The organism is Helicobacter pylori, assembly GCF_030323545.1.
Lineage (GTDB): Bacteria > Campylobacterota > Campylobacteria > Campylobacterales > Helicobacteraceae > Helicobacter > Helicobacter pylori_CO.
This window is the reverse complement of sequence record NZ_CP122954.1, coordinates 1,583,937-1,607,314: the sequence shown is the minus strand read 5'-3', so window position 1 is coordinate 1,607,314 and position 23,378 is coordinate 1,583,937. Positions and strand designations below refer to the sequence as shown.

General features: G+C 38.4%; 16 protein-coding genes and 2 pseudogenes. 13 read left to right on the top strand and 5 right to left on the bottom strand.

What is annotated here, in order from left to right; all coding sequences use genetic code 11:
- Positions 1-151 precede the first annotated feature (151 nt).
- The 6 genes from QAP06_RS07725 to aapA3 (QAP06_RS07825) all read left to right on the top strand — a co-directional run bounded on the left by QAP06_RS07725 (position 152) and on the right by aapA3 (QAP06_RS07825) (position 3,973).
- Positions 152-688, top strand: a complete 537-nt coding sequence (locus QAP06_RS07725; RefSeq protein WP_286465710.1) for a nucleoside phosphorylase-I family protein — start codon at positions 152-154, stop codon at positions 686-688.
- 47 nt (positions 689-735) lie between these two features.
- Entirely contained in the window at positions 736-975 is a 240-nt protein-coding gene (locus tag QAP06_RS07720; protein ID WP_000461841.1) for a DUF2443 family protein, read from the top strand.
- Positions 976-2,769: a glutamine--fructose-6-phosphate transaminase (isomerizing) gene (gene glmS / locus QAP06_RS07715; RefSeq protein ID WP_286465708.1), complete on the top strand. Its 1,794-nt coding sequence runs from the start codon at positions 976-978 to the stop codon at positions 2,767-2,769.
- A 21-nt stretch (positions 2,770-2,790) separates the two neighbouring features.
- On the top strand, positions 2,791-3,417 hold the full coding sequence (thyX, locus tag QAP06_RS07710) for an FAD-dependent thymidylate synthase (protein WP_286465706.1): 627 nt from the start codon (positions 2,791-2,793) through the stop codon (positions 3,415-3,417).
- Between the two features lie 152 nt (positions 3,418-3,569).
- Positions 3,570-3,662 (top strand): type I toxin-antitoxin system toxin AapA3, encoded by a 93-nt coding sequence (gene aapA3 / locus QAP06_RS07830; protein WP_000824148.1) that lies wholly within the window; start codon positions 3,570-3,572, stop codon positions 3,660-3,662.
- Positions 3,663-3,880: 218 nt separating this feature from the next.
- Positions 3,881-3,973, top strand: a complete 93-nt coding sequence (gene aapA3 / locus QAP06_RS07825) for a type I toxin-antitoxin system toxin AapA3 (RefSeq protein WP_488578093.1) — start codon at positions 3,881-3,883, stop codon at positions 3,971-3,973.
- Positions 3,974-4,073: 100 nt separating this feature from the next.
- On the opposite strand, the gene QAP06_RS07705 is transcribed toward aapA3 (QAP06_RS07825), so the two are convergent.
- Together QAP06_RS07705 and QAP06_RS07700 are read right to left on the bottom strand one after the other, a co-directional pair.
- The gene (locus QAP06_RS07705; RefSeq protein ID WP_286465705.1) at positions 4,074-5,321 is read right to left on the bottom strand and encodes a restriction endonuclease subunit S; all 1,248 of its coding nucleotides are present in this window, start codon (positions 5,319-5,321) and stop codon (positions 4,074-4,076) included.
- A gap of 7 nt (positions 5,322-5,328) precedes the next feature.
- Positions 5,329-7,796 (bottom strand): annotated as a pseudogene (locus tag QAP06_RS07700) (type I restriction-modification system subunit M).
- Between the two features lie 71 nt (positions 7,797-7,867).
- Here QAP06_RS07700 and QAP06_RS07695 point away from each other — a divergent pair.
- Both QAP06_RS07695 and QAP06_RS07690 read left to right on the top strand, forming a co-directional pair.
- A complete protein-coding gene (locus QAP06_RS07695) occupies positions 7,868-10,843 on the top strand; it encodes a type I restriction endonuclease subunit R (protein WP_286465704.1) in 2,976 nt (991 codons plus the stop codon).
- Entirely contained in the window at positions 10,843-11,550 is a 708-nt protein-coding gene (locus QAP06_RS07690) for a YgjP family zinc-dependent metalloprotease (protein ID WP_180459035.1), read from the top strand. Before QAP06_RS07695 ends, QAP06_RS07690 begins: the two co-directional genes overlap by 1 nt.
- A gap of 89 nt (positions 11,551-11,639) precedes the next feature.
- Here the strand turns inward: QAP06_RS07690 and QAP06_RS07685 are convergent, their stop codons facing one another.
- Complete coding sequence (locus QAP06_RS07685) at positions 11,640-14,165, bottom strand: TonB-dependent receptor family protein (protein ID WP_286465703.1); 2,526 nt, start codon at positions 14,163-14,165, stop codon at positions 11,640-11,642.
- A 331-nt stretch (positions 14,166-14,496) separates the two neighbouring features.
- Entirely contained in the window at positions 14,497-15,465 is a 969-nt protein-coding gene (rocF, locus tag QAP06_RS07680) for an arginase (protein ID WP_286465701.1), read from the bottom strand.
- Positions 15,466-15,668: 203 nt separating this feature from the next.
- On the opposite strand from rocF, the gene QAP06_RS07675 reads away from it, so the two are divergent.
- The gene (locus QAP06_RS07675) at positions 15,669-16,811 is read left to right on the top strand and encodes an alanine dehydrogenase (RefSeq protein ID WP_286465700.1); all 1,143 of its coding nucleotides are present in this window, start codon (positions 15,669-15,671) and stop codon (positions 16,809-16,811) included.
- 122 nt (positions 16,812-16,933) lie between these two features.
- Positions 16,934-18,691 (top strand): annotated as a pseudogene (locus QAP06_RS07670) (DUF262 domain-containing protein).
- Between the two features lie 9 nt (positions 18,692-18,700).
- Here QAP06_RS07670 and QAP06_RS07665 read toward each other — a convergent pair.
- Positions 18,701-19,429 (bottom strand): outer membrane protein, encoded by a 729-nt coding sequence (locus QAP06_RS07665; protein ID WP_286465699.1) that lies wholly within the window; start codon positions 19,427-19,429, stop codon positions 18,701-18,703.
- Between the two features lie 185 nt (positions 19,430-19,614).
- On the opposite strand from QAP06_RS07665, the gene QAP06_RS07660 reads away from it, so the two are divergent.
- From QAP06_RS07660 to QAP06_RS07650, 3 genes are read left to right on the top strand one after another with little or no spacing between them, the layout of a single operon-like run.
- Positions 19,615-20,469 (top strand): NAD(+)/NADH kinase, encoded by an 855-nt coding sequence (locus QAP06_RS07660; protein WP_286465698.1) that lies wholly within the window; start codon positions 19,615-19,617, stop codon positions 20,467-20,469.
- A gap of 16 nt (positions 20,470-20,485) precedes the next feature.
- Complete coding sequence (locus tag QAP06_RS07655; RefSeq protein WP_286465696.1) at positions 20,486-22,060, top strand: DNA repair protein RecN; 1,575 nt, start codon at positions 20,486-20,488, stop codon at positions 22,058-22,060.
- A complete protein-coding gene (locus QAP06_RS07650) occupies positions 22,057-23,364 on the top strand; it encodes an NFACT family protein (RefSeq protein ID WP_286465695.1) in 1,308 nt (435 codons plus the stop codon). The genes QAP06_RS07655 and QAP06_RS07650 overlap by 4 nt, the downstream gene beginning before the upstream one ends.
- Positions 23,365-23,378 lie beyond the last annotated feature (14 nt).

Sequence of the window (23,378 nt, the reverse complement as noted above, 5' to 3'; positions counted from 1 at the left end):
GGCGTTATTATAGCGTGAATAAGTTGTGAATGAAAAAGGAATAACATGTGAATGAAATGTGAATGAAGCCTTAAAATTAAGGTGTTTCTTTTAAGGGTTTGTCTATAATGCTTACTCATAATAATCTAATAGATGCGAAAAAAGGATCTTCATGCTGCTTTGTGCTGGAAGGAATGAAACTTTAAAGGGAGCGACGCCTATTGGCGTGGGTTTGATAGAGAGCGCGATTAATTTAACGAGAATGTGTTTAAAAAACCCTGATACAAAAAGCCTTATTTTTATAGGGAGCGCTGGGAGTTATAGCCCAGAAATTGAGCTTTTAAGCGTGTTTGAAAGCGTTTGTGGCTATCAAGTTGAAGAGAGTTTTAGCCATTTAAACAGCTACACGCCTTTGGATAATTTCATTCAAATAGAAACCAAAGAGGAAGCTCTTTTTGAAAGGGTGTGTGTGAATAGCAGTAACTACATCCACACCAGCGAAATGTTCGCTAAAAAAATGGCTCAAAAGGGCGTTTTATTAGAAAACATGGAGTTTTTTAGCGTCTTAAGCGTGGCTAAAATTTTTTCTTTGAAGGCTAAAGGGATTTTTTGCGTGAGTAACTATGTAGGGCTTAATGCGCATAAGGAATTTAAAGACAACCACGCCAAAGTCAAACAAATTTTAGAAGACACGCTCAAAAGCTTATAAGAATACTTTAGCTATCATGGAGCATTCTAAAATTAAAGGCGGTTATTATGTTTGAAAAAATACGCAAGATTTTAGCGGAGATTGAAGATTCGCAAAATGAAATTGAAATGCTTTTAAAATTAGCGGATTTGAGTTTGGGGGATTTTATTGAGATCAAAAGAGGGAGCATGGACATGCCAAAGGGCGTGAATGAAGCGTTTTTTACGCAACTAAGCGAAGAAGTGGAGCGATTGAAGGAGCTTATTAACGCTTTAAATAAGATCAAAAAAGGGTTATTGGTGTTTTAAATGTGCGGGATTGTAGGTTATATAGGGGATAGCGAGAAAAAATCCGTTCTTTTAGAGGGCTTAAAGGAATTAGAATACAGAGGCTATGACAGCGCGGGTTTAGCCGTATTGAGTAATGATTGTTTGGAAGTGTTTAAAACTCAAGGGAAATTAGAAAACCTTAAATCAGAGCTTAAAAATAAAGAGTTTTTGGATTTTGGCGTGAGTATCGCTCACACCAGATGGGCCACGCATGGCAAGCCAAGCAGCGCGAATGCCCACCCGCATTTTACAGAAAATTTAGCCTTAGTGCATAATGGCATCATTGAAAATTACGCGAGCTTGAAAAAAGAATTGGAAAATAAAGGGCATGCGTTTTTGAGCCAAACGGACACGGAAGTCATTGCGCATTTATTAGAAGAAACGCTTAAAAGCGAGAGCGATTTGTTGAAAGCTTTTGAAAAGAGCATCAGCCTTTTAAAAGGGAGTTATGCGATTTTAATGCTCCATAAAAGGGCTAAAGAGAGCCTCTTTTACGCTAAATCTTCTTCGCCTTTAATCGTGGGTAAGGGCAAAGAGGGGGTGTTTTTTGCGTCCAGTTTGAGCGTGCTAGCCCCTAAAGTGGATCAATTTGTCATTTTAGAAGAAAACAGCGTGGGGCGGATTTCTTTAGAAAATTTTAAAGATTTAAACAATATTGAAAACATGAAAGATTACGCTTTTGAGAATAAAGATTATTCTAAAGGGGATTTTAGGAATTATTTAGAAAAAGAGATTTATGAGCAGCACAGCAGTTTGTTAGAGTGTTTAGAGGGGCGCTTGGAAGCCTTGAATGTGTATTGCGAGATCGATCCTAAATTTTTAGAGAATGTGAATGAAATCACGCTGTGTTCTTGCGGGAGCAGTTACCATGCGAGCTTGGCGAGCGTGTATCTGTTTGAAAGATTAGCCAAAATAAGAGCGAGGGCCATTTTAGCGAGCGAATACCGCTACGCCCATTTTAAAAGCAACCCTAACGAGCTTTTTATAGCGATTTCTCAAAGCGGCGAAACCGCTGACACTTTAGAGGCGTTAAAATTAGCCAAAGCCCAAGGGCTTAAAACCATTAGCTTGTGTAACGCTCCCTTTAGCATGATGAGCCGCATCAGCGATCACACGCTTTTGATTAGAGCCGGGGTGGAGCGGAGCGTGGCATCCACTAAGGCGTTTTCTTCGCAAGTGATGCTTTTATGGCTTTTGAGCGTGTATATAGGCAAACAGCTAGGGACCATCTCTAAAGAAGAAGAAAGAATCCAGGCTAAAAACATGCTCAATAGCGTGAATGCGATGAAAGTAGAGCCTAAATTGCATGAAAAAATCAAGCGCCTATCCAAACGCTACTTGCATGGGCATGGCTTTTTTTATATCGGGCGCGATGTGTTTTACCCGCTCGCTTTAGAAGGAGCGTTAAAACTTAAAGAAATCAGCTACTTGCACGCTGAGGGGTATGCAAGCGCGGAGATGAAACATGGGCCTATTGCGTTAGTGGATTCTAATCTTTTTACCATTGCTCTATTGTCTAAGCACTTGTTATTTGATAAAACCAAAAGCAATATTGAAGAATTGAGCGCTAGGGATTCTACGATTTGCGTGTTAAGCTCTGAAATTTTAGAGATCGCTGATGATTTTATCCAATTAGAAGAGAGCGAAAGCTACATGGAAGAATTTTTCCGCATGAATTTAGCGGTGCAGCTTTTAGCCTTAGAAATCGCTATGCGCCTAAATCATGATGTGGATCACCCAAGAAACTTAGCTAAAAGCGTTACCGTGGAATAAAAAGCGATTAGGAGTCAAATAATGGAAGTGATTTGTAAGCACTATACCCCTTTAGACATTGCGAGCCAAGCGATCCGCACTTGCTGGCAGAGCTTTGAATACAGCGATGGCGGAGGCTGTAAGGATAAGGATTTGATCCATAGGGTGGGGAATATTTTCAGGCATTCTTCCACTTTAGAGCATCTTTATTACAATTTTGAAATCAAGGGTTTGAGCAGGGGAGCGTTGCAAGAATTGAGCCGGCATAGAATAGCGAGCTTGAGCGTGAAATCAAGCCGCTACACTTTAAGGGAATTGAAAGAAGTGGAGAGCTTTTTACCCCTTAATGAAACGAATTTAGCGAGAGCCAAAGAGTTTTTAGTGTTTGTGGATAATGAAAAAGTGAATGCAATGAGCGTTTTAGCTTTGGAAAATCTCAGGGTTTTATTGAGCGAGCATAACATTAAAAACGATTTAGCCAAATACGCCATGCCGGAGAGCTATAAAACGCATTTAGCGTATAGCATTAACGCTAGGAGCTTGCAAAATTTATTGACCTTAAGAAGCAGTAATAAAGCCTTAAAAGAAATGCAAGATTTAGCCAAAGCCTTATTTGACGCTTTACCTTGCGAGCATCAATATTTGTTTGAAGATTGCTTGAAGCACTAGATTTAAAAAATACCACTCAATAACGTTAGTTCTTTAATGTTTTAAAAACGCCTTGTTTTTGATTAGATGAGATTTTAAGGGGGTTTGTTGTAGGATTTCATCACGCCCCATAGTTGCATTATGGGGCAGACCAACATTGTAAGGAGCATGCCATGAAACGCAAAAGTGGCAAACGCTCTTGGAAAACATTATACTTTGAGTTTGCTTTTTTGGGGCTTAAAGTGATCGTTTCTGTGAAACGCTGATTTTCTAAGAGCGTTCCCTTAAGCTTTTAAGCTTAGGGAGTTTCCTTGTAAAGTGGGTTTGTCCTTGACTTTTGGGGCGTTTTATTTTTTATCTTTTCAATTTTTTAATCTTGTTTTTAGCGTTTGTAAAATTAAAAGTTTTAAGGGGGTTTGTTGTAAAATCTCATCACGCCCCATAAGTGGCCTTATGGGGCAAATCACCTTAAAAGGAGCATGTTATGTCAAAGCCACATAACAAACGCTCTTGGAAAACATTATACTTTGAGTTTGCTTTTTTGGGGCTTAAAGTGATCGTTTCTGTGAAACGCTGATTTTTTCAAGAGCGTTCCCCTAAGTTTAAAAGCTTAGGGGTTTCCTTTATAAGCGGGTTTGTCCTTGACTTTTGGGGCGTTGGTCATTTTGTTATAAAACTTATTTTTTTAAAACCCTGATTTTAGCGCTCATTAAATCGTGGTTTAAAGCTTTTTTGATGTTGTCAAATTGGCGTTTTTTGTTTTTAAGGCTTGTGATCTCATTATCCAAACCGCTTAAAATGTTAGCGATAGCGATTTGTTCGTTTAGAGGGGGTAAAAGGATTTCAAAATCTTCAATGGCTTTTTTGGATAAATTCAATTGCGAACTACCTTGACCTTGCATTTTGAAATATTTTTGATTTGCATTAATATACAATCTTAAAAATAAAATGTTGATGCAATCATTCCTTATTCTAAGTCTTCCCATGCGTTGATTTAACACATAATCATTACTAGGAATAACTGCACAAAGTCCTAAAAAATCCCCATGAGCAACATCGCTTAAAACCATGACTATATCACCTTGTTTTAATGAATTATCATAAAAATTAACTCGTTTCATTGTATTTTTTAAATTGCCATCAATATCAACACTATTTAAGCTTATTAGTTTAAAATCTCCATTTTCTACTATTAGGGTTTCATAAGCTCCTCCGTTGCCAAATTCACATATATCCCCAAGTCTCACTCGTTGCCAAGCTTGATTGAAGCCTTTCAAGCGTTTTCTTTGGCTCAATAGTTCAAAGCTTAAAGCTTTTTTAACGCTCTCTTTTTTAAGAATGAGGGCGTCTAAATTATAAAGATAACGATCCACATCGCTTAAAATGTTAGCGATAGCGATTTGTTCGTTTAGAGGGGGTAGGGGGATTAGTAAGTCTCTTAAGTCAGTTTTAGTGAATTTTGGTTGTACTGATGAGGTTATAATGTTTATTAATTGTTTTTGAAACCATGTATCTAAAAAAGCATAAAATAAAAATTTTAGGTTGGCTTTCTTTGTTCTTATCAAAATGGCATTTGGTGCCAATGCGTTATGTTTATGAATTAATTTTTTAATATCCACATAATAAATTTCTCCACAATTTATTCCTATATTTGGCAATATAATTGCATCGCTGTTAAGATTAACACGCCACAGAAATTCAAACGCCTCTTTGTTGATATAAATAGCATTTGTATTGTTAAAACCATTTTTTAATTCGGTTGTTCGTATTAGTTGTGCATAATTTGTTCTATCGTTTGTGTATTGAACCATTTGACTTTGTTGTGCAAAGGATCCAGCAGCTGAAAAATCCGTGATGATTTCAAAAATATCTTCTACTTTTACCGCTTCCCAATCCTTTGGTAAGGGCAGCATTAATGCGTCCATGCGTTTATCACCCCATTAACCCCAAATCTTTCAAATGTTCTAAAACTTTTGACTCGCTCTCTTTGACTTCTTTGTCTAATTCTAACAAGCTGTTAGAGTAGTTTGAAACGATTTCATCAAGGGCGCTAGTGAAAGCGTTGGTGCGTTTAACAATTTTGTTTTCTAGGGCGGTTTTCAAGCTGTTAAGCCATTTGTCTTTGATGATGAGATCCTTAATTTCATTTAATTTCAAGTTTTTATATTGGTGGAACGCTTTTAATTCCAGCTCCTCATAGGCTTTATTTTTCGTTTTTAGCACCATGTTTTTGGCTTCTAGCAATTCTAAAGCGGTTTTTAGGGTTTTTTTATCTTCTAAATCGGTGGCGTTTTTTAGCTCTCTTTTCAAAACGCTTTCATTGATTTTCAACTCATAAAAAAGCCCCTCTTCGTTAGAATGCTCTTCTATAAATTCATCTAAAAGGGCCTCTTTTTCATTGAGGGCGTTTTCTAATTCTTCTAATTCTTTCGCTTCTTTTTCAAAAAAGCGTTGTTTGATCAGGTTTTTAGGGATCAGATCGCTTTTATAGTAGGTTTTTTGAATGATAAAATCCGGCTCCTCCAAATAATTGGCTTTTTTGTTTTTGTCTTTTAGGGGGGTTAATTTCCTTAATTCTTTAGCGCTTATAAAGCCATTGAATGAAAGAAGGAACCAATCGTCTTGCAAGACTTCGTTGTAGTAATCTTTGAAGAGCTGATACACGCCGTATTTGTCTAAAATTTCCACTTTTTCAAATTCTTTTAAAACTTTTGAACAAACGCTCTCTATGAGGGTTTTTGGGTTAAAACCTGGCTCTAAATCATTAAAAGTTGTCAATAGTTCCAACCGGTCAAAAGCGCTTAAAACAGAAGCGTGGAAGGTTTGGTATTCTGAGCTTTGAGTGATGTAATCTTTAATGTTTTCGCATTCTGTTTTTAAAGCGTAATAACCCTCTTTATCGCTCTTTTTAAAAAGCGTGTTTTTAAGATCTTTAAACACTTGAAAATAAGGGGCGTAGGCTTTTATTTCGTTTTTGGGCAAATAACTCGCTTTGTGGCTGTTGATTAAAGCGAACAAGTCTTTTTCTGTTTCTTGTTGGGCGGCGATGTAGCGCGCGATATTCAAGTTATAGCCGTTAGCGCTAATTTCTTCTAGGCTCACCATTTTGGAATAATAAGGGATTTCTTTTAAAGCGTTAAAAGTGTCTATCATTTTTTGGACATCTTGCTCTCTCAAGCGGTTTTTATTGCCGTCTTTTTTAAAATCCTTGCTCGCATCAATCATAAAAACGCCCTTTCTGGCGTGCGCGTTTTCTTTGTCTAAAACAACCACGCATGCAGGAATGGAAGTGCCATAAAAAAGGTTAGGGGCTAGGCCTATCACGCCTTTAATATAGCCTTTTAGTAAAAGATTTTTTCTGATTGCGCCCTCAGCATTCCCCCTAAATAGCACCCCATGGGGTAAAATCACCGCCCCTTTGCCTGTGTCTTTTAAGGATTTGATGATGTGGAGCAAAAAAGCAAAATCGCCATTTTTTTCAGGGGGCGTGCCGTCTTCAAAACGATTGAAACGATCATTAATAACTTGCTTGCTTTTATAGTCTATGCTTAGCCCGTCAGTCCAGTTTTCAAGCTAAAGGGAGGGTTAGCCACGACATAATCAAAGGTTTTCAGCATGCCATTTTTTTCATTAATAAAAAGGGGGTTAGAAAGGGTGCTAGAACCCCCTTTAGCAATCTCAGCATCAGCACTATTATGTAAAATCATATTCATTTTACAAAGGGCTGTGGTGGAAATGTCTTTTTCTTGGCCATAGATAGTTAAGCCTTTTTCGCCAGCCAAGCTAGAAGCTTTTAACAATAACGAACCGCTCCCGCAAGTGGGGTCATAGATGCTTTTATCCTGTTTGGTGTTTTCATCAATGCCAAGCAAAAGGGATAATAAAAGCGAAACTTCGCTAGGGGTGTAAAACTGCCCTTTGGATTTACCGGACTCGCTGGCAAAGTGGCGCATTAAATATTCGTATGCATCGCCCAGTAAATCATCGTCTAAAGCCCCATGCGCGCCCAAACTCAAATCAGCAAAGATTTTAACCAGATTAGAAAGGGTGTCTATCATCGCTTTACCATCTCCAAGCTTAGTGTTATCGTTAAAATCCACGCTGTCAATCGCGCCTTCTAATTGGTTTTTCTTTGCGATCTCTGCGATGATTTTATTGAGTTTGTCGCCTATTTCCTTATCGCCCTCTAAAGCGAGAATGTCTTCATAAAAGCACCCTTGTGGCACTTCTATGGCGCTCTCAATATGGTTTTTAGCATCATTTCTGGCTTTATCGCTGATGTATTTTAAAAAAAGCAGGTTCAAAACATAGTTTTTATACTCGCTCGCATCCATTCCGCCCCTTAAACTATCCGCTCCAGCCCATAAAGAGCTATACAATTCGCTTTTTTTGATCGCCATTTTAACCGCCCTATTTTGTTTTTAGGATTATAATATAAAGCGGTAAAAAGCGTTCTTAAGGGTTTATAATAATGAAAACAGAAAAAGAAGTTCAAAAACAAGTCATAGAAACTTTTAAAAGCATGGGCTATGTGTATTTAGGGGATTTAATAAAGAGCGATAATGAAAACATCAATAAAGAAAGCTTGAAAGCATGGTTAATTAAAAATCAAAAAATCAATGATGAAAGGTGGCATAAAATTGAGCAGAAAATCCATAAAGCTTTAAAAAACGATTTATACGAAGCGAATCAAGAATTTTACGAGCTTTTAATTTATGGCGTGAAAACTAAAATAAGCCAGAATGAAAACACTCAAACGACTTATCTCATTGATTGGAAAGACATTTCTAAGAATGAATTTAGCGTGGCTGAAGAAGTGAGCGTTAAAGGGCCAAACATGAAGCGACCGGACATAGTGCTTTATGTTAATGGGATCGCTTTAGGGGTGCTAGAATTGAAAAAATCCAGCGTGAGCGTAGAAAGCGGTATCAGGCAAAATTTAGACAACCAAAAGAAAGAGTTTATTAGAGATTTTTTTAAAACGATCCAATTGGTTATGGCGGGCAATGAAAGTCAAGGGCTAAAATATGGCGTCATAGAGACTGAAGAAAAATACTACCTTTCTTGGAAAGAAGAGGGCGTTTTAAAAAATTTGTTTGAGACGATTGAACGCTTTTTAAAAAAAGAAAGGTTTTTAGAATTTATCCATGATTTTTTGATTTTTGATAAGGGGCAAAAGAAATGCGCCAGGTTCCACCAATATTTTGCAATTAAAAAAACGCAAGAATTTATCAAAAGAAAAGAAGGGGGGATTATCTGGCACACGCAAGGCAGCGGTAAGAGTCTTACTATGGTGTGGCTTGCTCGATGGCTAATAAGGAATAGAAAACAAGCAAGGATTTTAATCGTTACAGACAGGAGGGAATTAGACGCTCAAATTCAAGGCGTGTTTGAAGGAATAGGCGAGACCATTTATCGCGCCGACAGCAAGAAGGATTTATTGAGCGTGCTGTTTGAAAATAAGGAATCTTTGGTCGGATCGCTTGTGCATAAATTTGATGACAACGATTTAGAAGATTTAAAAAAGCAACCTGTTTTAAAGGAATGGATTGTTTTAGTGGATGAATGCCACAGAACCCAAAGCGGCAAATTGCACAACGCCATGAAAAGCCTGCTCCCTAATGCGATTTTTATCGCCTTTAGCGGCACGCCTTTGTTGAAACAAGATAAAAAGACAAGCCAGGAAGTGTTTGGGGATTATATCCATTGCTATAAATTTAATGAAGCCGTTAGCGATAAAGTGGTGTTAGATTTAAATTATGAAGCCAGGAGCGTGGATCAATATGTCAGTAGCCCTGAAAAGCTAGACGAATATTTTGAATTAAAGACCCAAAACTTGAATGATGCGGCTAAAACAGAGCTTAAAAAGAAATGGGTTAATTTGCAAAAAGTTTTTTCCACTAAAGACAGATTAGCTCGTATTGTGCAAGATATTGTATTGGATATGGCAAAACTCCCAAGATTAAAGAATGGAAAGGGGAATGCCATGCTGGTGGCTGAAAGCGTGTATAACGCATGCCGGTATTTTGAACTCTTTTTAGAAACAGAATTAAAGGATAAGGTGGCTGTGATCACAAGCTATGAACCCAATATCGCTGATCTGAAAGATTGCGGGAGCGATGAGAGCGAAGAGAGTTACAAATACCGCACTTATTGCAAAATGCTGCAAAACTTTTTTGATGAAAAAGATGAGAAAAAAGCCCTTAATAAAATCAAAGAGTTTGAAGAAAAAGTTAAAGAGCGTTTTATTAATGAGCCTTCTAGAATGAAACTATTGATCGTGGTGGATAAGCTATTGACCGGTTTTGATGCGCCAAGCCTCACTTATTTATACATGGATAAGAAAATGCAAGATCATGGGCTTTTTCAAGCGGTGTGCAGGGTGAATAGATTAGATAGCGAAGATAAGGATTTTGGCTGTATCATAGACTATAAGGATTTGTTTGATAGCTTACAAGAAGCGCACAGCGATTACACTAATAAAGCGTTTGAAAACTATGAAAGAGAAGACATTCAAGGGCTTATCTCTGACAAAGCCCAAAAGATTAAGAAAAAATTAGAAGAAGCCAGAGATCAGTTAAAATCGCTTTGTGAAAGCGTGAAAGAGCCAAAAGATGAAGAGGATTATATCGCTTATTTTTGTGGGAACGATTTAGAAAAAAACGCTCAAAAAAGGTGGTTGTTTTACCAGCTTGTTGGCGCATTTTTAAGAATGTTTGTGGAATTGAACAACTTAGAAAAGCCCATTTATTCTAAAGAAGAAACGCAACAAATCAAACAAGAAGCGGAATTTTACAGGCATTTACAAAAAGCGGTTGGCTTGAGTAGTGGGGATAGCGTGGATTTAAAAAGCTATAGCGAAGAGATGCGCCGGATTTTAGACGCTTACATTAAAACCACGGATAGCGAGGTGTTATTCCAAATAGAAGATCAAGGGCTGTGCGAAGTTTTAGCCCAAATGGATATTGATGATTTTAATAAGGCGCTGTCTCAAGCGTTTAAAAATGAAAGCTCTATGGCAGAAAGCATCGCTAACAACACCAAAAAACGCATTATAGAAAAAGAAGCGAGCGATCCTAAGTATTACGAAAAATTATCTTCGCTTTTAAACGATTTGATTCTCCAGTTTAGAGAAAAGAAATTAACCTATTTAGAATACTTGCAACAAATCCACGACTTAGCCAAAAAAGTTATTGATAAAGAAGATAGAAATTACCCTAAAAAGATCAACACTAACGCTTTAAAAACCCTCTATGATAATTTAGATGAAAATGAAGCCTTATCCCTAGAAATAGACGCATGCATAAGGGGTAATAAAAAAGATGGTTGGGTGGGGCATAATCAAAAAGAAAAAAACCTTAAAATCGCTTTAAGAAAAATCATAAACGATGAGGGTTTGTTAGAAAATGTCTTTAATTTAGCCAAACACATAGAGGAGTATCATTAATGAACGCTTATTGTTTGACTTTAAATAATACCAACATCGCCATAGAAAAAAAGGATATTAAACATTTACACATTAGCGTTTGCCCGCCCGATGGCTCTGTGCATGTGTCTTGCCCTCTAGCTTTAAACGATGAGAGCCTTAGGCTTTCTTTGATTAAAAGACTCCCTTGGATAAAAGAACAGCAACAAAATTTTTTAAACCAAAACAGACAGAGCCAAAGAGGAATGCTAGAGAGAGAAAGCCATTATCTTTTTGGGAAACGCTATTTGTTAAAGATTGAACACACTATAAAAAAACACTTCGTTCTCCAAAGCCCTAAATATTTAATCTTGCATGTCCATCAAAAAACAAGCTTAGAAAACCGCTTAAAAGTGTTAGAAAACTATTACAGACAAGTTTTAAGAGAAAAAATACAAACCTATATCAACCAATACGAAAAGATTTTAAACGAAAGCATACAAGGCTTTAGAATCCAAAAAATGAAACGGATATGGGGGAGTTGTAATATTGCTAAACGCACCCTACTTTTTAATTTGGAATTGGCTAAAGCGCCTAGAAAGGGCATTGAATATGTGGTTGTGCATGAATTATTGCATTTAAAAGCGCGCCACCATAACGAATATTTTAGGGATTTGCTGAGTTTGTATTTGCCTAATTGGCAAAGGGCTAAGGCCAGTCTCAAAGAAACTTATTTGGAATATTCTTAAATAAAGATTTCATCATTTCAATAAAATTGCTAAGCGGCTAACTTGAGCGGCTTATCATTGCGCAATAATCCCCCTCCTTTTTAAAGCCTTTAGAAAGTGTAGTTCAAATACGCTGTAACCGATCTTCCAGGTGCAGGTTGCAAGCCTGCAGGGCTAGAGCCAATCCCTGTAAAATAATACTTCATGTTGAAAATATTATTAATTTGCAAGCTTCCTGTAACTCTGTGTCTCCCGTTTTCCCAAAAAATTTGGCTCACTTGGATATTCCACACCCAATACCAAGGCAATAGCCCTTCATGTTGGGTCATACACCAAGCTTCGCATTGATAACCGCTATTAAGAACGCTTTCATAGTTGTTCCCCCCACTATAATATTGCATCCCATAATAGCCTCCTGCTGTGCTGTTGCTAATCCCGCTATAAGCACGGCTATAAAAATAGCTAGAAATACCAATGGTGGTTTTACGCCAATTGTAACGAGCGTCAAAAATGAACTGGAAAGGGCTTACAAAAGGGAAATGCTTGTTATAGCTAGTCCCTTTTAGCACATCCCCGTTCAAGTCTGTTAAAGGGCCATGGCTGGTTACACGAGTGTCAATGTAGTTGAAAGCGGCATGGAATTGCAACCCTCTAATAGGCCTGTAATACAATTCTAGCTCCACGCCTTGAGAATAGCCATTAATGGGGCGCACATTCCCTTTCATAGGGCCGCTTGTATAGACTGAATACTGCCCGGTGGCAAAATCGCGCGCCCAAATCCTGAAGTAGTCCGCATTGAAGCTGAATTTATCTTTATAGGTGTAGCGCGCTCCTGCTTCCACCGTGTCAAAGTGTTGGGTAAAATACTCCGCTCCTCCATAGCTCAAAACGTCTAATTGAGGCGGGACGAAAGAGCGTTGGTAGTTGAAGTAGGTCAGCACATTGTGATCGCCTTGCACAGGGATAAAGCCAATGTTGGTTGAGGGCATCCAATTGTTCATGTGCTTGATTTTTCTTAAATCCTTCTCAGGGATTTGCACCCAGTTAGCCGCATTTTCGTTGTTGTATTGCACAAAAGCATAGCGCAAACCAGGCACGATGAAAAAGCGCCCGTCCCAAGCTTCAATGCGATCGCTCAAATAAACCGCTGTGTAATTGTTACGCCAGTTATTCCAGTTTCTATAAACGCCATGCTTGATGTGGGGTTTCCAACCGCTCATCACATTAGCGCCCTCACACAAGAATCCTGCCCCCTCACCGCTCGTTTTGGTGGCGCATTCGTTGGTGTTTAAGTATTGGCGTTGTAAAAAAGTGGTGGTCATGAAACGCAAGCCCATGATAAAGGTTTGCCTGACCTTCCCGGTATTGACGATCAAATTCACTTTAGGCTCAAAAGCGTTGTTAATGGAGCGCACAGGGTTTTCTACTTCTGCCCAACCATTGTAGTTGGTGGCATAATAAGGCACAGCCAAGTTATACCCCGCCGGGAGTCCTGCCGCCCTACATGCCGCTTCGCTAAAACAAGTAACCGTGTTAGCGCTATTGTAGCTGGAGCTTACTTGAAAGTCCCTAGTCATCAACTGCCCATAGTAAGTGAAGCTGAAAGTCCCGCCCACTCTGTCTAAATCCCCAAAGCGGTTTTCATACACAGCCCCAAAGCGTTGTGAGCGCCCGCCTTTTTGGTTGATAGGGCGTAAATTAGCGAAGCGGTTTATTTTGTAATCTTGCTCGCTGAGTGATCCCGGTTGAGCGATAGCAAAATCGTAGTATTGGTAATAGGCTTTAATCCCGTTGTTTTCGTTGATGTCATAGACCCCATCTAGCCAATAGTTTGAAATACTAGAGGGGCTATTGTCCCTAAAGCCTTGCCCTCTAACCCAGTTAGCTTGCGCTTGGATACCCACATGCTTATTGATCATCCCACCACTTCGCACATAAGTGTTATAGAGGAGGTTATTGCCTAAAGACTTGATGAAAGAAGGATCACCGGTTTTATCAGGGGGAGCGGCAAACCCAGCGTTTCTAGCCTTAGCCCAATAAGTGATCCTTTCAGCCGCTTGGTTTTCCCATTGATTGGGGATAGGCTTAGTGATGATATTGACAATACCCCCATAAGTGTTAGGCCCATATTGCACGCTGCCTCCACCCTTAATCACATCAATGCGATCAATGGCTTGAAAGGTAACAGGGAAAATGTCTAGCTCAATGTGAGCGTAGGGGGCCATATAAACAGGAATACCATTAACTAACATAAGCGTCGCATCGCTATGCCCTGAACCCCCCGCTCCAAAGCCACGGATTTGGATAGTAGGCATAGCCCCTACACCTGTCGCATTCCTAATTTGCAGACCTGGGACATTCTGTAAAGCTTCTTCAATGCTTTGGTTAGCTTGTTGGGTGAGCGCTTTATTAGAGATCACCGTGCGGCTTCCTGTGTATTTTTTCACTTCTTCATCTTGCCAACTCTTAGGCGCGGTGATCCCGCTATAACCCAAATTGACCTGCCCAGAATAATCAGATTTGTCCTTTTTCCCGGCAGTAGAAACCTTACCCAAAGTGTAGTCTTTATCTTTAGCGAACAAAGACTCTTGGCAAATCAAGCTGGCAGTTAAAGCCAACAGAACTTTTTTATGCAACGCAAACTCCTTATGTTTTGAGATTAAAAATGGTTTAAATTTTTCAAGTAAAATCACGCTAATAAGAATGCAAGTATTAGGTAATAAAAACAAAAAAAACTTAATAAGAATTTTACATTAATCCCATGAAAATCTTTTTTTTTTTTTTTGATTTTGCTGATTTTGCTCAATCTCTAGTGAAAAATCCCCATTTTTGACACACAATAAGCTTGCGTGCGTTCTCAAAACACACAAGACATTTTGACGCTAAAAGCGGGTTAATTTTTCATCTAAACACTGCACCATTGTTGGTTTCATTTTCCAACTTTTTATCGTTTTGTTTGAAAAATAATCAGCGACTCATTGCAAAAGACGGCTTCTTATCTTTAATTTTACAGCTATTGATGATGAGATCCAAGATCTCTAAAACCTGCTTTTCTTCTTCGTTGGTGTGTTTTACGCTCACCGTGGGGTTGTATTCGGTTACTTCAATGGCTCCCAATCTGTCTTTAAAACCTTCTAAAAGCAAGCTGAGTAATCGCTTTAATTCATCAAAACTCAGCCCGTTATTTTCACGCACGCCGGTAGAAGTGAAAAGCTTGCCATCCATAATGTCTAAATCCAAACTGAGATAAATAATATCCACCGCTTTTAATGATTCTTTGGTTTTTTGAACCACTTCTTGCATGTTTTCTCTTATCGCTTCCACGCTGAATAAAGGGATTTCTAATTCCTTAATCACATCTCTTTCACTCTGTTCGGTGCTTCTTACCCCAAAATACACCAAACATTTAGGATCAATTTCTAACCCTCCCTTTTCTAACCCCAAAGAGCAGAGCTTTTGCCATGCCTTTTCTTCGCTCTCGCTCATGCGATTAAACCCACTACGGACACGATTTAAAACCATGCCTAAAGGCATGCCGTGGATATGCTTTGAATCGCTGTCATAAGCCGTATGAATATCCGCATGCGCGTCTAAATACAAAATCCCTATTTTTTTGTCCTTATGAACGCTCCTAAACGCTTGGAAAATCCCAAACATGTTCGCATGCTCTGAGCTTAAGATCAAAGGGAATTCTTTTTTCTCAAACACTTCTTTCATGCAAGGGATCAGATTTTCTTTACAAAAAAGGTAGTAATCTTCAAAATTCTTAGCGTATCTAAACTCCTTATAAAGCACGCACCGCTCTTGAGTGATCGTTTGCATGCCTTTAATCACATCGCCATGCGTTGCGCTTAAGGCTTCTCTCAAACGCCTAACCCCTTTATCGGTGCCTCTTTTTGACGCTCCTAATTCCGCTTCCAATCCTACTAAAATCATTTTATAACTCCTTCAAACCCCCTCTAATGATCCCTATTCTAAACCAAAATTAACAACCAATTACTAATAAGCAAATAGATAATAAATAGAGTAATTTCATTGTGTAAAAGAGTAAAACCATTCAAGTTTTTGACAGAAAAACACTCAAATAGTCTTATTGAGCGAATATAATCATAACTGACACTACTATTTAAAGGATTAACATGACTATTGGGCTAGTCAAAGAAAGCATGGATTTAGAATCACGAGTGGCTTTGGTGCCTGATGATGTGGCGCTAATCACTCAAAAGGGCGTGGGGGTTTTAGTGGAAAATCAAGCCGGCGCTAATAGCGGTTATAGTAACGAAGCGTATGAGAGCGTGGGGGCTAAAATCGTGGATTCTAAAACAGCGTGGGGGCAGGATTTGGTGGTCAAATGCAAAGAGCCTTTAGAGCATGAATACCCTTTGTTGAAAGAAAAAGCCATGCTGTTTAGTTATTTGGATCTAGCGTATCAAAAAAGCTTGTGCGAAATGTTTATAGATAAAAAAATCACTTCCATTTGCACTGAAACCATTGCCGGGCCTAAAAACGACTACCCTATTTTAGCGCCTATGAGCGTGGTGGCTGGGAGGTTGGCTGCGCATTTAATCCAGCATTATTTGCTGGCTTTAGAGCATGTTAAGGGCTTTATGGGTAAGGGGGTCATGCTTGGGGGGTTATCGGGCGCGCAAAGGGCTAAAATCGTCGTGGTTGGGGGCGGTGTGGTTGGCATGGAGAGCGCGAAAGTCTTAAGCCAAATGGGGGCTAAAGTAACGATTTTAGAATTGGACTACGCTAAATTGCAAAACCACCCCTATTACCATTTGTATGATTTAGAAGTTTTAAGCGTGAATGAAGCCAATATCATTCAGGCTTTAAATGGGGCGGTGGGGCTAGTGGGAGCGGTGCTAGTTACAGCGAGCCAAACCCCTAAAGTGATCTTAAGAAGGCATTTAAAACGCATGCAAAAACAAGGGGTAGTAATAGATGTGGCTTGCGATTTAGGGGGGTGTATAGAGACCATACACCAGACAAGCCATTCTAACCCGGTGTATGTGGAAGAGGATTTGTTGCATTATGGCGTGCCTAACATGCCAGGGATTGCCGCTAAAACAAGCTCTGTAGCTTATAGCCATGCGAGCGCACCGTATTTGTTGTATTATTTAGAGCATGGCTTGAAGGGCTTTTTAAAAGCCAACACTAAAATCGTAGCAAACACCCTTGGAGGCTTGAGCGCTTATAACGGCTATATCACCCAAGAAGGCATCGCTAAAACTTTCAATCTAGCGTTCAAGTCGCCTTTAGAGGTTTTAAAAGAGCTTTAAAAATAGGTTGTAAAAAAGGGCATGGCGATAAACCATGCGTCTTAATGCGTGGAAATATTTCAAAAAAAAAAAAAAACACTTTTTAATGTTATAATCCATTCAAAACACACAAAGGGGTTTTTATGGCAAACGAAAGCATTGAAGGCGAGGCTTATCAATTAAAAGATATTTTAGCTACAGAACTTAGTGCTTATTACCAAATCCCTACCTACCAACGCCCTTACCAATGGACAGAAGAAAACTGCGAAAAGCTTTTAGACGATTTGCTTTCTAGCTATGAATGTTATAAAGAAAGCGATTATTTTTGCGGCTCATTAGTCTTAATTGCAATCAGCAAAGATTCCGAAACCAACGCTACAACCTATGACATTGTAGATGGCTAGCAACGCTTAAGCACTTTCATTCTGCTTGCAAAAGTCTTGGCCACTCTCTATAATGAACATTTAGACAAAACTAGCAGAGATTTTTTAGAAAATAGTTTGGGCGATACTGATGGAAAAAAAAGAAAACGATTGGATTTTGATCCAATAGAGTCTAATGCTAAAAAAGATTTTCAAGATGCCTTGAAATTTTTTGACGATCTTGATGCAAGCAATGATAAGAACGACAAGAACAACTACTTGAAAAATGCGGTTTGTTTGAAAAACTATCTTGAAAAAAAAGAGATTGCAGACATTAACGATTTCATTAGATGGCTGTATCTTAAGGTCATATTTATCAAAACCACTTGCTCCAATATAAGTATGGCGTTAAGGATTTTTAGTGTTTTAAACGCTAGGGGTCTGCCCTTGCATGCGATAGATGTTTTTAAGGTGGAGTTGCTAAAAATACTCGCTAAAGAAAAGGATCAAGAAGAGTTTGTGTCTCGGTGGAATGCCTTGCGTCAAAAATGCTTGGATAATGAGTCAAAATTTCCAAAGAGAAAAGAGAACAAGCGAGAGAAGAACGCCGCAGAAATATTGTTTAGCTGGTATTTAACCTATCTCCATCCGGTAACTAGTGGGAAAAACATGGAAGAAAGACTTGCCGATCAGTTTGAAAGGCTTAATAAAACCCCATTAGGATACCTTAAGGGCGTAGAAGATTTTTACAACGCTTATTGTGAGGTGTTAGAAATGCAAGACCGACATGCTCATTTGCTTTCTTATCTAGCCTCTGATTTTTGGCACATTATTTTGTGCACCAGCATATTGCACAACTATAGCCAAAGCGAGATAGAGGCTTTAAAAGAATTGCTAGTCAAGTTTTATTACCAAAATTGGGTTGCAGAACAAAAAGAGCCTAAAAAACAAACTAATTGCAACATTATTAAAGCCCTAAAGGAAAAGAAAAACATTGATGATATTATCTCTATTGTAAAAGAATATTTAGATAAAAATAAAATAACACAAAATTTTAGAGAGAAACTAAAAGATGACCATTTGTATGAAAAACACAAAAGGAGTTCAAACAATTCATGGCTCAAACCCATTCTCATTTTAGTGGAATATTTCATGAGCGATGACGATTGCCCCAAGCGCATTCAGATGGATAAAGATCTGCATATTGAACACATCTTGCCCAAAAAACCCAATCTCTCAAGCCAATGGGCGAAGGACTTTAGCGAAGAAGAAAGGGAGTGCTACACGCATTCTTTAGCCAATCTCACGCTTTTAGGGGGCAAGAAAAACACTAAAGCTTCAAATTTGGATTTCAAAGATAAAAAGAAAATCTACATGGGAGAAGAAATCAGGTTAAACAAAAAGAAAACTTTTAGAGTGATGACCTGCTATAAGATGACCATAGACATTGCACACCATTACACCGAATGGACGCCCAAAAGCCTAGAAAAAAGAGAAAAAGAGCTGATTAAAATCATTGAGAGCGTGCTGACTCTCTAGGGCCACACCCTAGAAAGTGAATACATAATTCACATACCATGAATACACGCGCCTAAACCCTATATCCAAATTTTTTGCAGTGATATAGGGATTTTTCTTCAGCATGGGGAATTTCACGCCCGCTTCAATGCTAGAATGCTTTAAGATCCTTAAGCGAGCCCCCACATTGAATAAAAATTGGAAAGAAGTGGCTTTTTTGCTCACAAGGGCTTGCTCCACTAAAATACCCTCAAAGCTCGGTGTCGCCATAAGCCATGAATTGCCGGCTAATTGCACCCCACCAAAAGCCCCCAAACTCATGATGCCGTTATTGATGGCATTAACCATCACATCCATAGCCCCCCCATAAGTGAGCATGTTTGGCTCAAAGGTTTTGGGATCGGCGATGTTTGTTAAACGATTGATTTCTTGTTTCCCAAGAATTTGACCCGCCACTTGCACCGCTTCGCTGTTATAGTTAGGGTTTTTAAGCCTAATAGAATTGGCATGGGCGTAGTCAAAAAACCCATAAAGGCGCAAGCCAAAGTGTTTTTCAAAGAAAAATTGATACCCTAAAAGCACATCAAAGCCCTTGATAGTAGCGTTAGCGGCTTGTTTTTGAGAATTAATATCCGCATGCATTTGCGCTTGCCCTTGCAAATAACCCGCCCCTAAAAAAACGCCATTACCATCCATAGCTAATAATGTGTTTATAGACACAATCAAAGCCAACAACGATTGAGAAAAAAATTTTTTCATGCATGATTCCTTAACATAATGCTTACATTCTTAAAAAGAATACCCAAAAAACAATTAAAAACGATTAAAGAATGAAACATTAATAAAAATAAAAACTCCTTATGAATTTCACATAAGATTAATAAAAAGCGGCTAAAACCCCTTTTTTTAAAATTTTGTTTCAAGCTTTAAGCTACAATATACGCATGAAAGATTCACTTCAAACTATCGGCGTGTTTGTGCGACCCACTCATTATCAAAACCCTCTTTTTGAAAAGTTAGAGCGAGCTAAAGAATGGGTTTTAAAGCTTTTAGAAGATGAGGGGTTTGAAAGCTTTATGATTGATAGCCTTGATGGATCAAAAGATGAACGATTGATAGAAAAAGCTTATGCGTTTTTATGTTTAGGGGGCGATGGCACGATTTTAGGGGCTTTAAGAATGACGCATTCTTACAATAAGCCATGTTTTGGGGTTAGAATAGGGAATTTAGGGTTTTTGAGCGCAGTTGAATTGAATGGTTTGAAAGGTTTCTTACAAGATCTCAAGCAAGGCGCTATCAAACTAGAAGAGCATTTGGCTTTAGAGGGCCGTATTGGGAAAACCTCTTTTTATGCGATCAATGAAATCGTGATCGCCAAAAAAAAAGCTTTAGGGGTTTTAGACATCAAAGCTTACGCAGGCCATACGCCCTTTAACACCTATAAAGGCGATGGGCTTATCATTGCCACGCCCCTAGGCTCGACCGCTTATAATTTGAGCGCTCATGGGCCGATTGTGCATGCTTTAAGCCAGAGCTATATTTTAACGCCCTTGTGCGATTTTTCTTTAACGCAACGCCCTTTAGTGTTAGGAGCGGAATTTTGCTTGAATTTTTGCGCTCATGAAGACGCTCTTGTGGTCATTGATGGGCAAGCCACCTATGATTTAGAAGCCAACCAACCCCTATATATTCAAAAAAGCCCCACCACTACCAAGCTCTTACAAAAAAATTCAAGGGATTATTTTAAAGTGCTTAAAGAAAAGCTATTATGGGGGGAAAGCCCTAGCAAAAAAAGATAAAAAAAGGGTAAAAAACATGCGAGATTTCAATAACGCTCAAATCACACGCTTAAAAGTGCGTCAAAACGCTGTTTTTGAAAAATTGGATCTAGAGTTTAAAGACGGCTTGAGCGCAATTAGTGGGGCTAGTGGGGTGGGGAAAAGTGTTCTGATTGCGAGCCTTTTAGGGGCGTTTGGACTTAAAGAGAGCAACGCTTCAAACATTGAAGTGGAATTGATCGCGCCTTTTTTAGACACGGAAGAATACGGCATTTTTAGAGAAGATGAACATGAACCCTTAGTCATCAGCGTGATCAAAAAAGAAAAAACGCGCTATTTTTTAAACCAAACGAGCCTGTCTAAAAACACGCTCAAAGCGTTATTAAAAGGTTTGATCAAACGCTTATCTAACGACAGATTCAGCCAGAATGAACTCAACGATATTTTAATGCTCTCCTTATTAGATGGCTATATCCAAAACAAAAACCAGGCGTTTAGCCCCCTTTTAGGCGCGCTTGAAGAAAAATTCACCCGCTTAGAGAAGCTAGAAAAAGAAAGGCGGTTATTAGAGGATAAAAAGCGTTTCCAAAAGGATTTAGAAGAACGATTGAATTTTGAAAAAATGAAATTAGAGAGGCTGGATTTAAAAGAAGATGAATACGAACGCCTTTTAGAGCAAAAAAAATTGCTCTCTAGTAAGGAAAAACTGAACGATAAAATCGCTCTGGCGTTAGAGGTGCTAGAAAATACCCACAAAATCACGCATGCTTTAGAGAGCGTGGGCCATAGCGCGGAGTTTTTAAAAAGCGCTTTATTAGAAGCGAGCGCTCTGTTGGAAAAAGAGCAGGCTAAATTAGAAGAGTGCGAGCGTTTGGATATTGAAAAAGTGCTAGAAAGGCTTGGCATGCTAAGCGGGATCATTAAGGATTACGGGAGTATTGCGCATGCTAAAGAACGATTAGGGCATGTTAAAAACGAATTGCATAACCTGAAAGAAATTGATCATCATTGCGAAACTTACCACAAAGAAATAGAACAATTAAAAACCGAATGCTTGAAATTGTGCGAAGAAATAAGCGGCTTTAGAAAAGAATATTTAGCCGGTTTTAACGCTCTTTTAAGCGCTAAAGCGAAAGATTTGCTCCTAAAAAGCCCTAGCTTGGTTTTAGAAGAAGCCCCCATGAGCGAAAAAGGCGCTCAAAAACTCGTTTTGAATTTACAAAATTCCCAATTAGAAACCTTAAGCTCTGGAGAATACAGCCGTTTGAGGCTGGCGTTCATGCTTTTAGAAATGGAGTTTTTAAAGGATTTTAAAGGCGTGTTGGTGTTAGATGAAATGGATTCCAATTTGAGCGGTGAAGAGAGTTTGGCGGTCTCTAAAGCCCTTGAAACCTTAAGCAGCCATTCGCAAATCTTTGCCATTTCGCACCAAGTCCATATCCCAGCGCTCGCTAAAAACCATATTTTAGTTTTCAAAGAAAACCACAAAAGCCTTGCAAAAACTCTCAATAATGAAGAAAGGGTTTTAGAAATCGCGCGCATGATAGGAGGGAGCGAGAATATAGAGAGCGCGATTTCTTTCGCTAAGGAAAAATTAAAGGTGCAAGAATGAAATTTTTTCTTTTAAAGAAATTCAGCGAATTTTTAAACGCTCAAACGCATTTTAACCTCAAACGCTTGAATGCATCTAGTTTTTTATTAGAGACTTTTTCTAAAGAAAAACACGCCTTTGTTGTGGATTTGAACGCGCCTTATATCGGTTTGTCCAAAAAACCCCCAGAGAGCGTTTTAAAAAACACCCTAGCGTTAGATTTTTGTTTGAATAAATTCACTAAAAACGCCAAAATTTTACAAGCAAACATCATTGATAACGATCGGATTTTAGAAATCAAGGGCGCTAAAGATTTAGCTTATAAGAGTGAAACTTTTATTTTGCGTTTAGAGATGATCCCTAAAAAAGCCAATCTCATGATTTTAGATCAAGAAAAATGCGTGATAGAAGCCTTTCGTTTTAATGACAGGGTCGCTAAAAACGATATTTTAGGGGCATTGCCTCCTAATATTTACGAGCATCAAGAAGAGGATTTGGATTTTAAAGGATTGTTAGAAATTTTAGAAAAAGATTTTTTATCCTATCAGCATAAAGAATTAGAACACAAAAAAAATCAAATCATCAAGCGATTAAACGCCCAAAAAGAACGTTTGAAAGAAAAATTAGAAAAACTAGAAGATCCTAAAAACTTACAATTAGAAGCGAAAGAATTGCAAACTCAAGCCTCTTTATTACTCACTTACCAACATTTAATCCATAAGCATGAAAGCCGCGTGGTTTTAAAGGATTTTGAAGATAAAGAATGCGCGATTGAAATTGATAAGAGCATGCCCTTAAACGCTTTTATCAATAAAAAATTCACTCTCAGCAAGAAAAAGAAACAAAAATCGCAATTCTTGTATTTAGAAGAAGAGAATCTAAAAGAAAAAATCGCTTTTAAAGAAAACCAAATTAATTATGTTAAAGGAGCGCAAGAAGAAAGCGTTTTAGAAATGTTTATGCCCCTTAAAAATTCTAAAATCAAACGCCCGATGAGTGGGTATGAAGTGCTGTATTATAAGGATTTTAAAATCGGTTTAGGGAAAAACCAAAAAGAAAATATCAAACTCTTACAAGACGCAAGAGCGAATGATTTGTGGATGCATGTAAGAAATATTCCCGGATCGCATTTGATCGTTTTTTGCCAAAAGAACGTGCCCAAAGATGAGGTCATTATGGAATTAGCCAAAATGTTGATTAAAATGCAAAAAGATGCGTTTAATAGTTACGAAATTGACTACACGCAACGAAAATTTGTCAAAATCATCAAAGGAGCTAATGTCATTTACTCAAAATACCGAACTATTAGTCTAAAGGACACTTAAACATTCTAAGGAGA

What these genes read in the sequence shown, in the direction of transcription:
- QAP06_RS07690 (WP_180459035.1), top strand. Translation starts at nt 10,843, where the DNA reads ATGAACGCTTATTGTTTGACTTTAAATAATACCAACATCGCCATAGAA.
- QAP06_RS07675 (WP_286465700.1), top strand. Translation starts at nt 15,669, where the DNA reads ATGACTATTGGGCTAGTCAAAGAAAGCATGGATTTAGAATCACGAGTG.
- QAP06_RS07695 (WP_286465704.1), top strand. Translation starts at nt 7,868, where the DNA reads ATGAAAACAGAAAAAGAAGTTCAAAAACAAGTCATAGAAACTTTTAAA.
- rocF (WP_286465701.1), bottom strand. Translation starts at nt 15,465, where the DNA reads ATGATTTTAGTAGGATTGGAAGCGGAATTAGGAGCGTCAAAAAGAGGC.
- QAP06_RS07720 (WP_000461841.1), top strand. Translation starts at nt 736, where the DNA reads ATGTTTGAAAAAATACGCAAGATTTTAGCGGAGATTGAAGATTCGCAA.
- QAP06_RS07650 (WP_286465695.1), top strand. Translation starts at nt 22,057, where the DNA reads ATGAAATTTTTTCTTTTAAAGAAATTCAGCGAATTTTTAAACGCTCAA.
- QAP06_RS07665 (WP_286465699.1), bottom strand. Translation starts at nt 19,429, where the DNA reads ATGAAAAAATTTTTTTCTCAATCGTTGTTGGCTTTGATTGTGTCTATA.
- aapA3 (WP_488578093.1), top strand. Translation starts at nt 3,881, where the DNA reads ATGTCAAAGCCACATAACAAACGCTCTTGGAAAACATTATACTTTGAG.
- aapA3 (WP_000824148.1), top strand. Translation starts at nt 3,570, where the DNA reads ATGAAACGCAAAAGTGGCAAACGCTCTTGGAAAACATTATACTTTGAG.
- QAP06_RS07725 (WP_286465710.1), top strand. Translation starts at nt 152, where the DNA reads ATGCTGCTTTGTGCTGGAAGGAATGAAACTTTAAAGGGAGCGACGCCT.
- glmS (WP_286465708.1), top strand. Translation starts at nt 976, where the DNA reads ATGTGCGGGATTGTAGGTTATATAGGGGATAGCGAGAAAAAATCCGTT.
- QAP06_RS07655 (WP_286465696.1), top strand. Translation starts at nt 20,486, where the DNA reads ATGCGAGATTTCAATAACGCTCAAATCACACGCTTAAAAGTGCGTCAA.
- QAP06_RS07705 (WP_286465705.1), bottom strand. Translation starts at nt 5,321, where the DNA reads ATGGACGCATTAATGCTGCCCTTACCAAAGGATTGGGAAGCGGTAAAA.
- thyX (WP_286465706.1), top strand. Translation starts at nt 2,791, where the DNA reads ATGGAAGTGATTTGTAAGCACTATACCCCTTTAGACATTGCGAGCCAA.
- QAP06_RS07660 (WP_286465698.1), top strand. Translation starts at nt 19,615, where the DNA reads ATGAAAGATTCACTTCAAACTATCGGCGTGTTTGTGCGACCCACTCAT.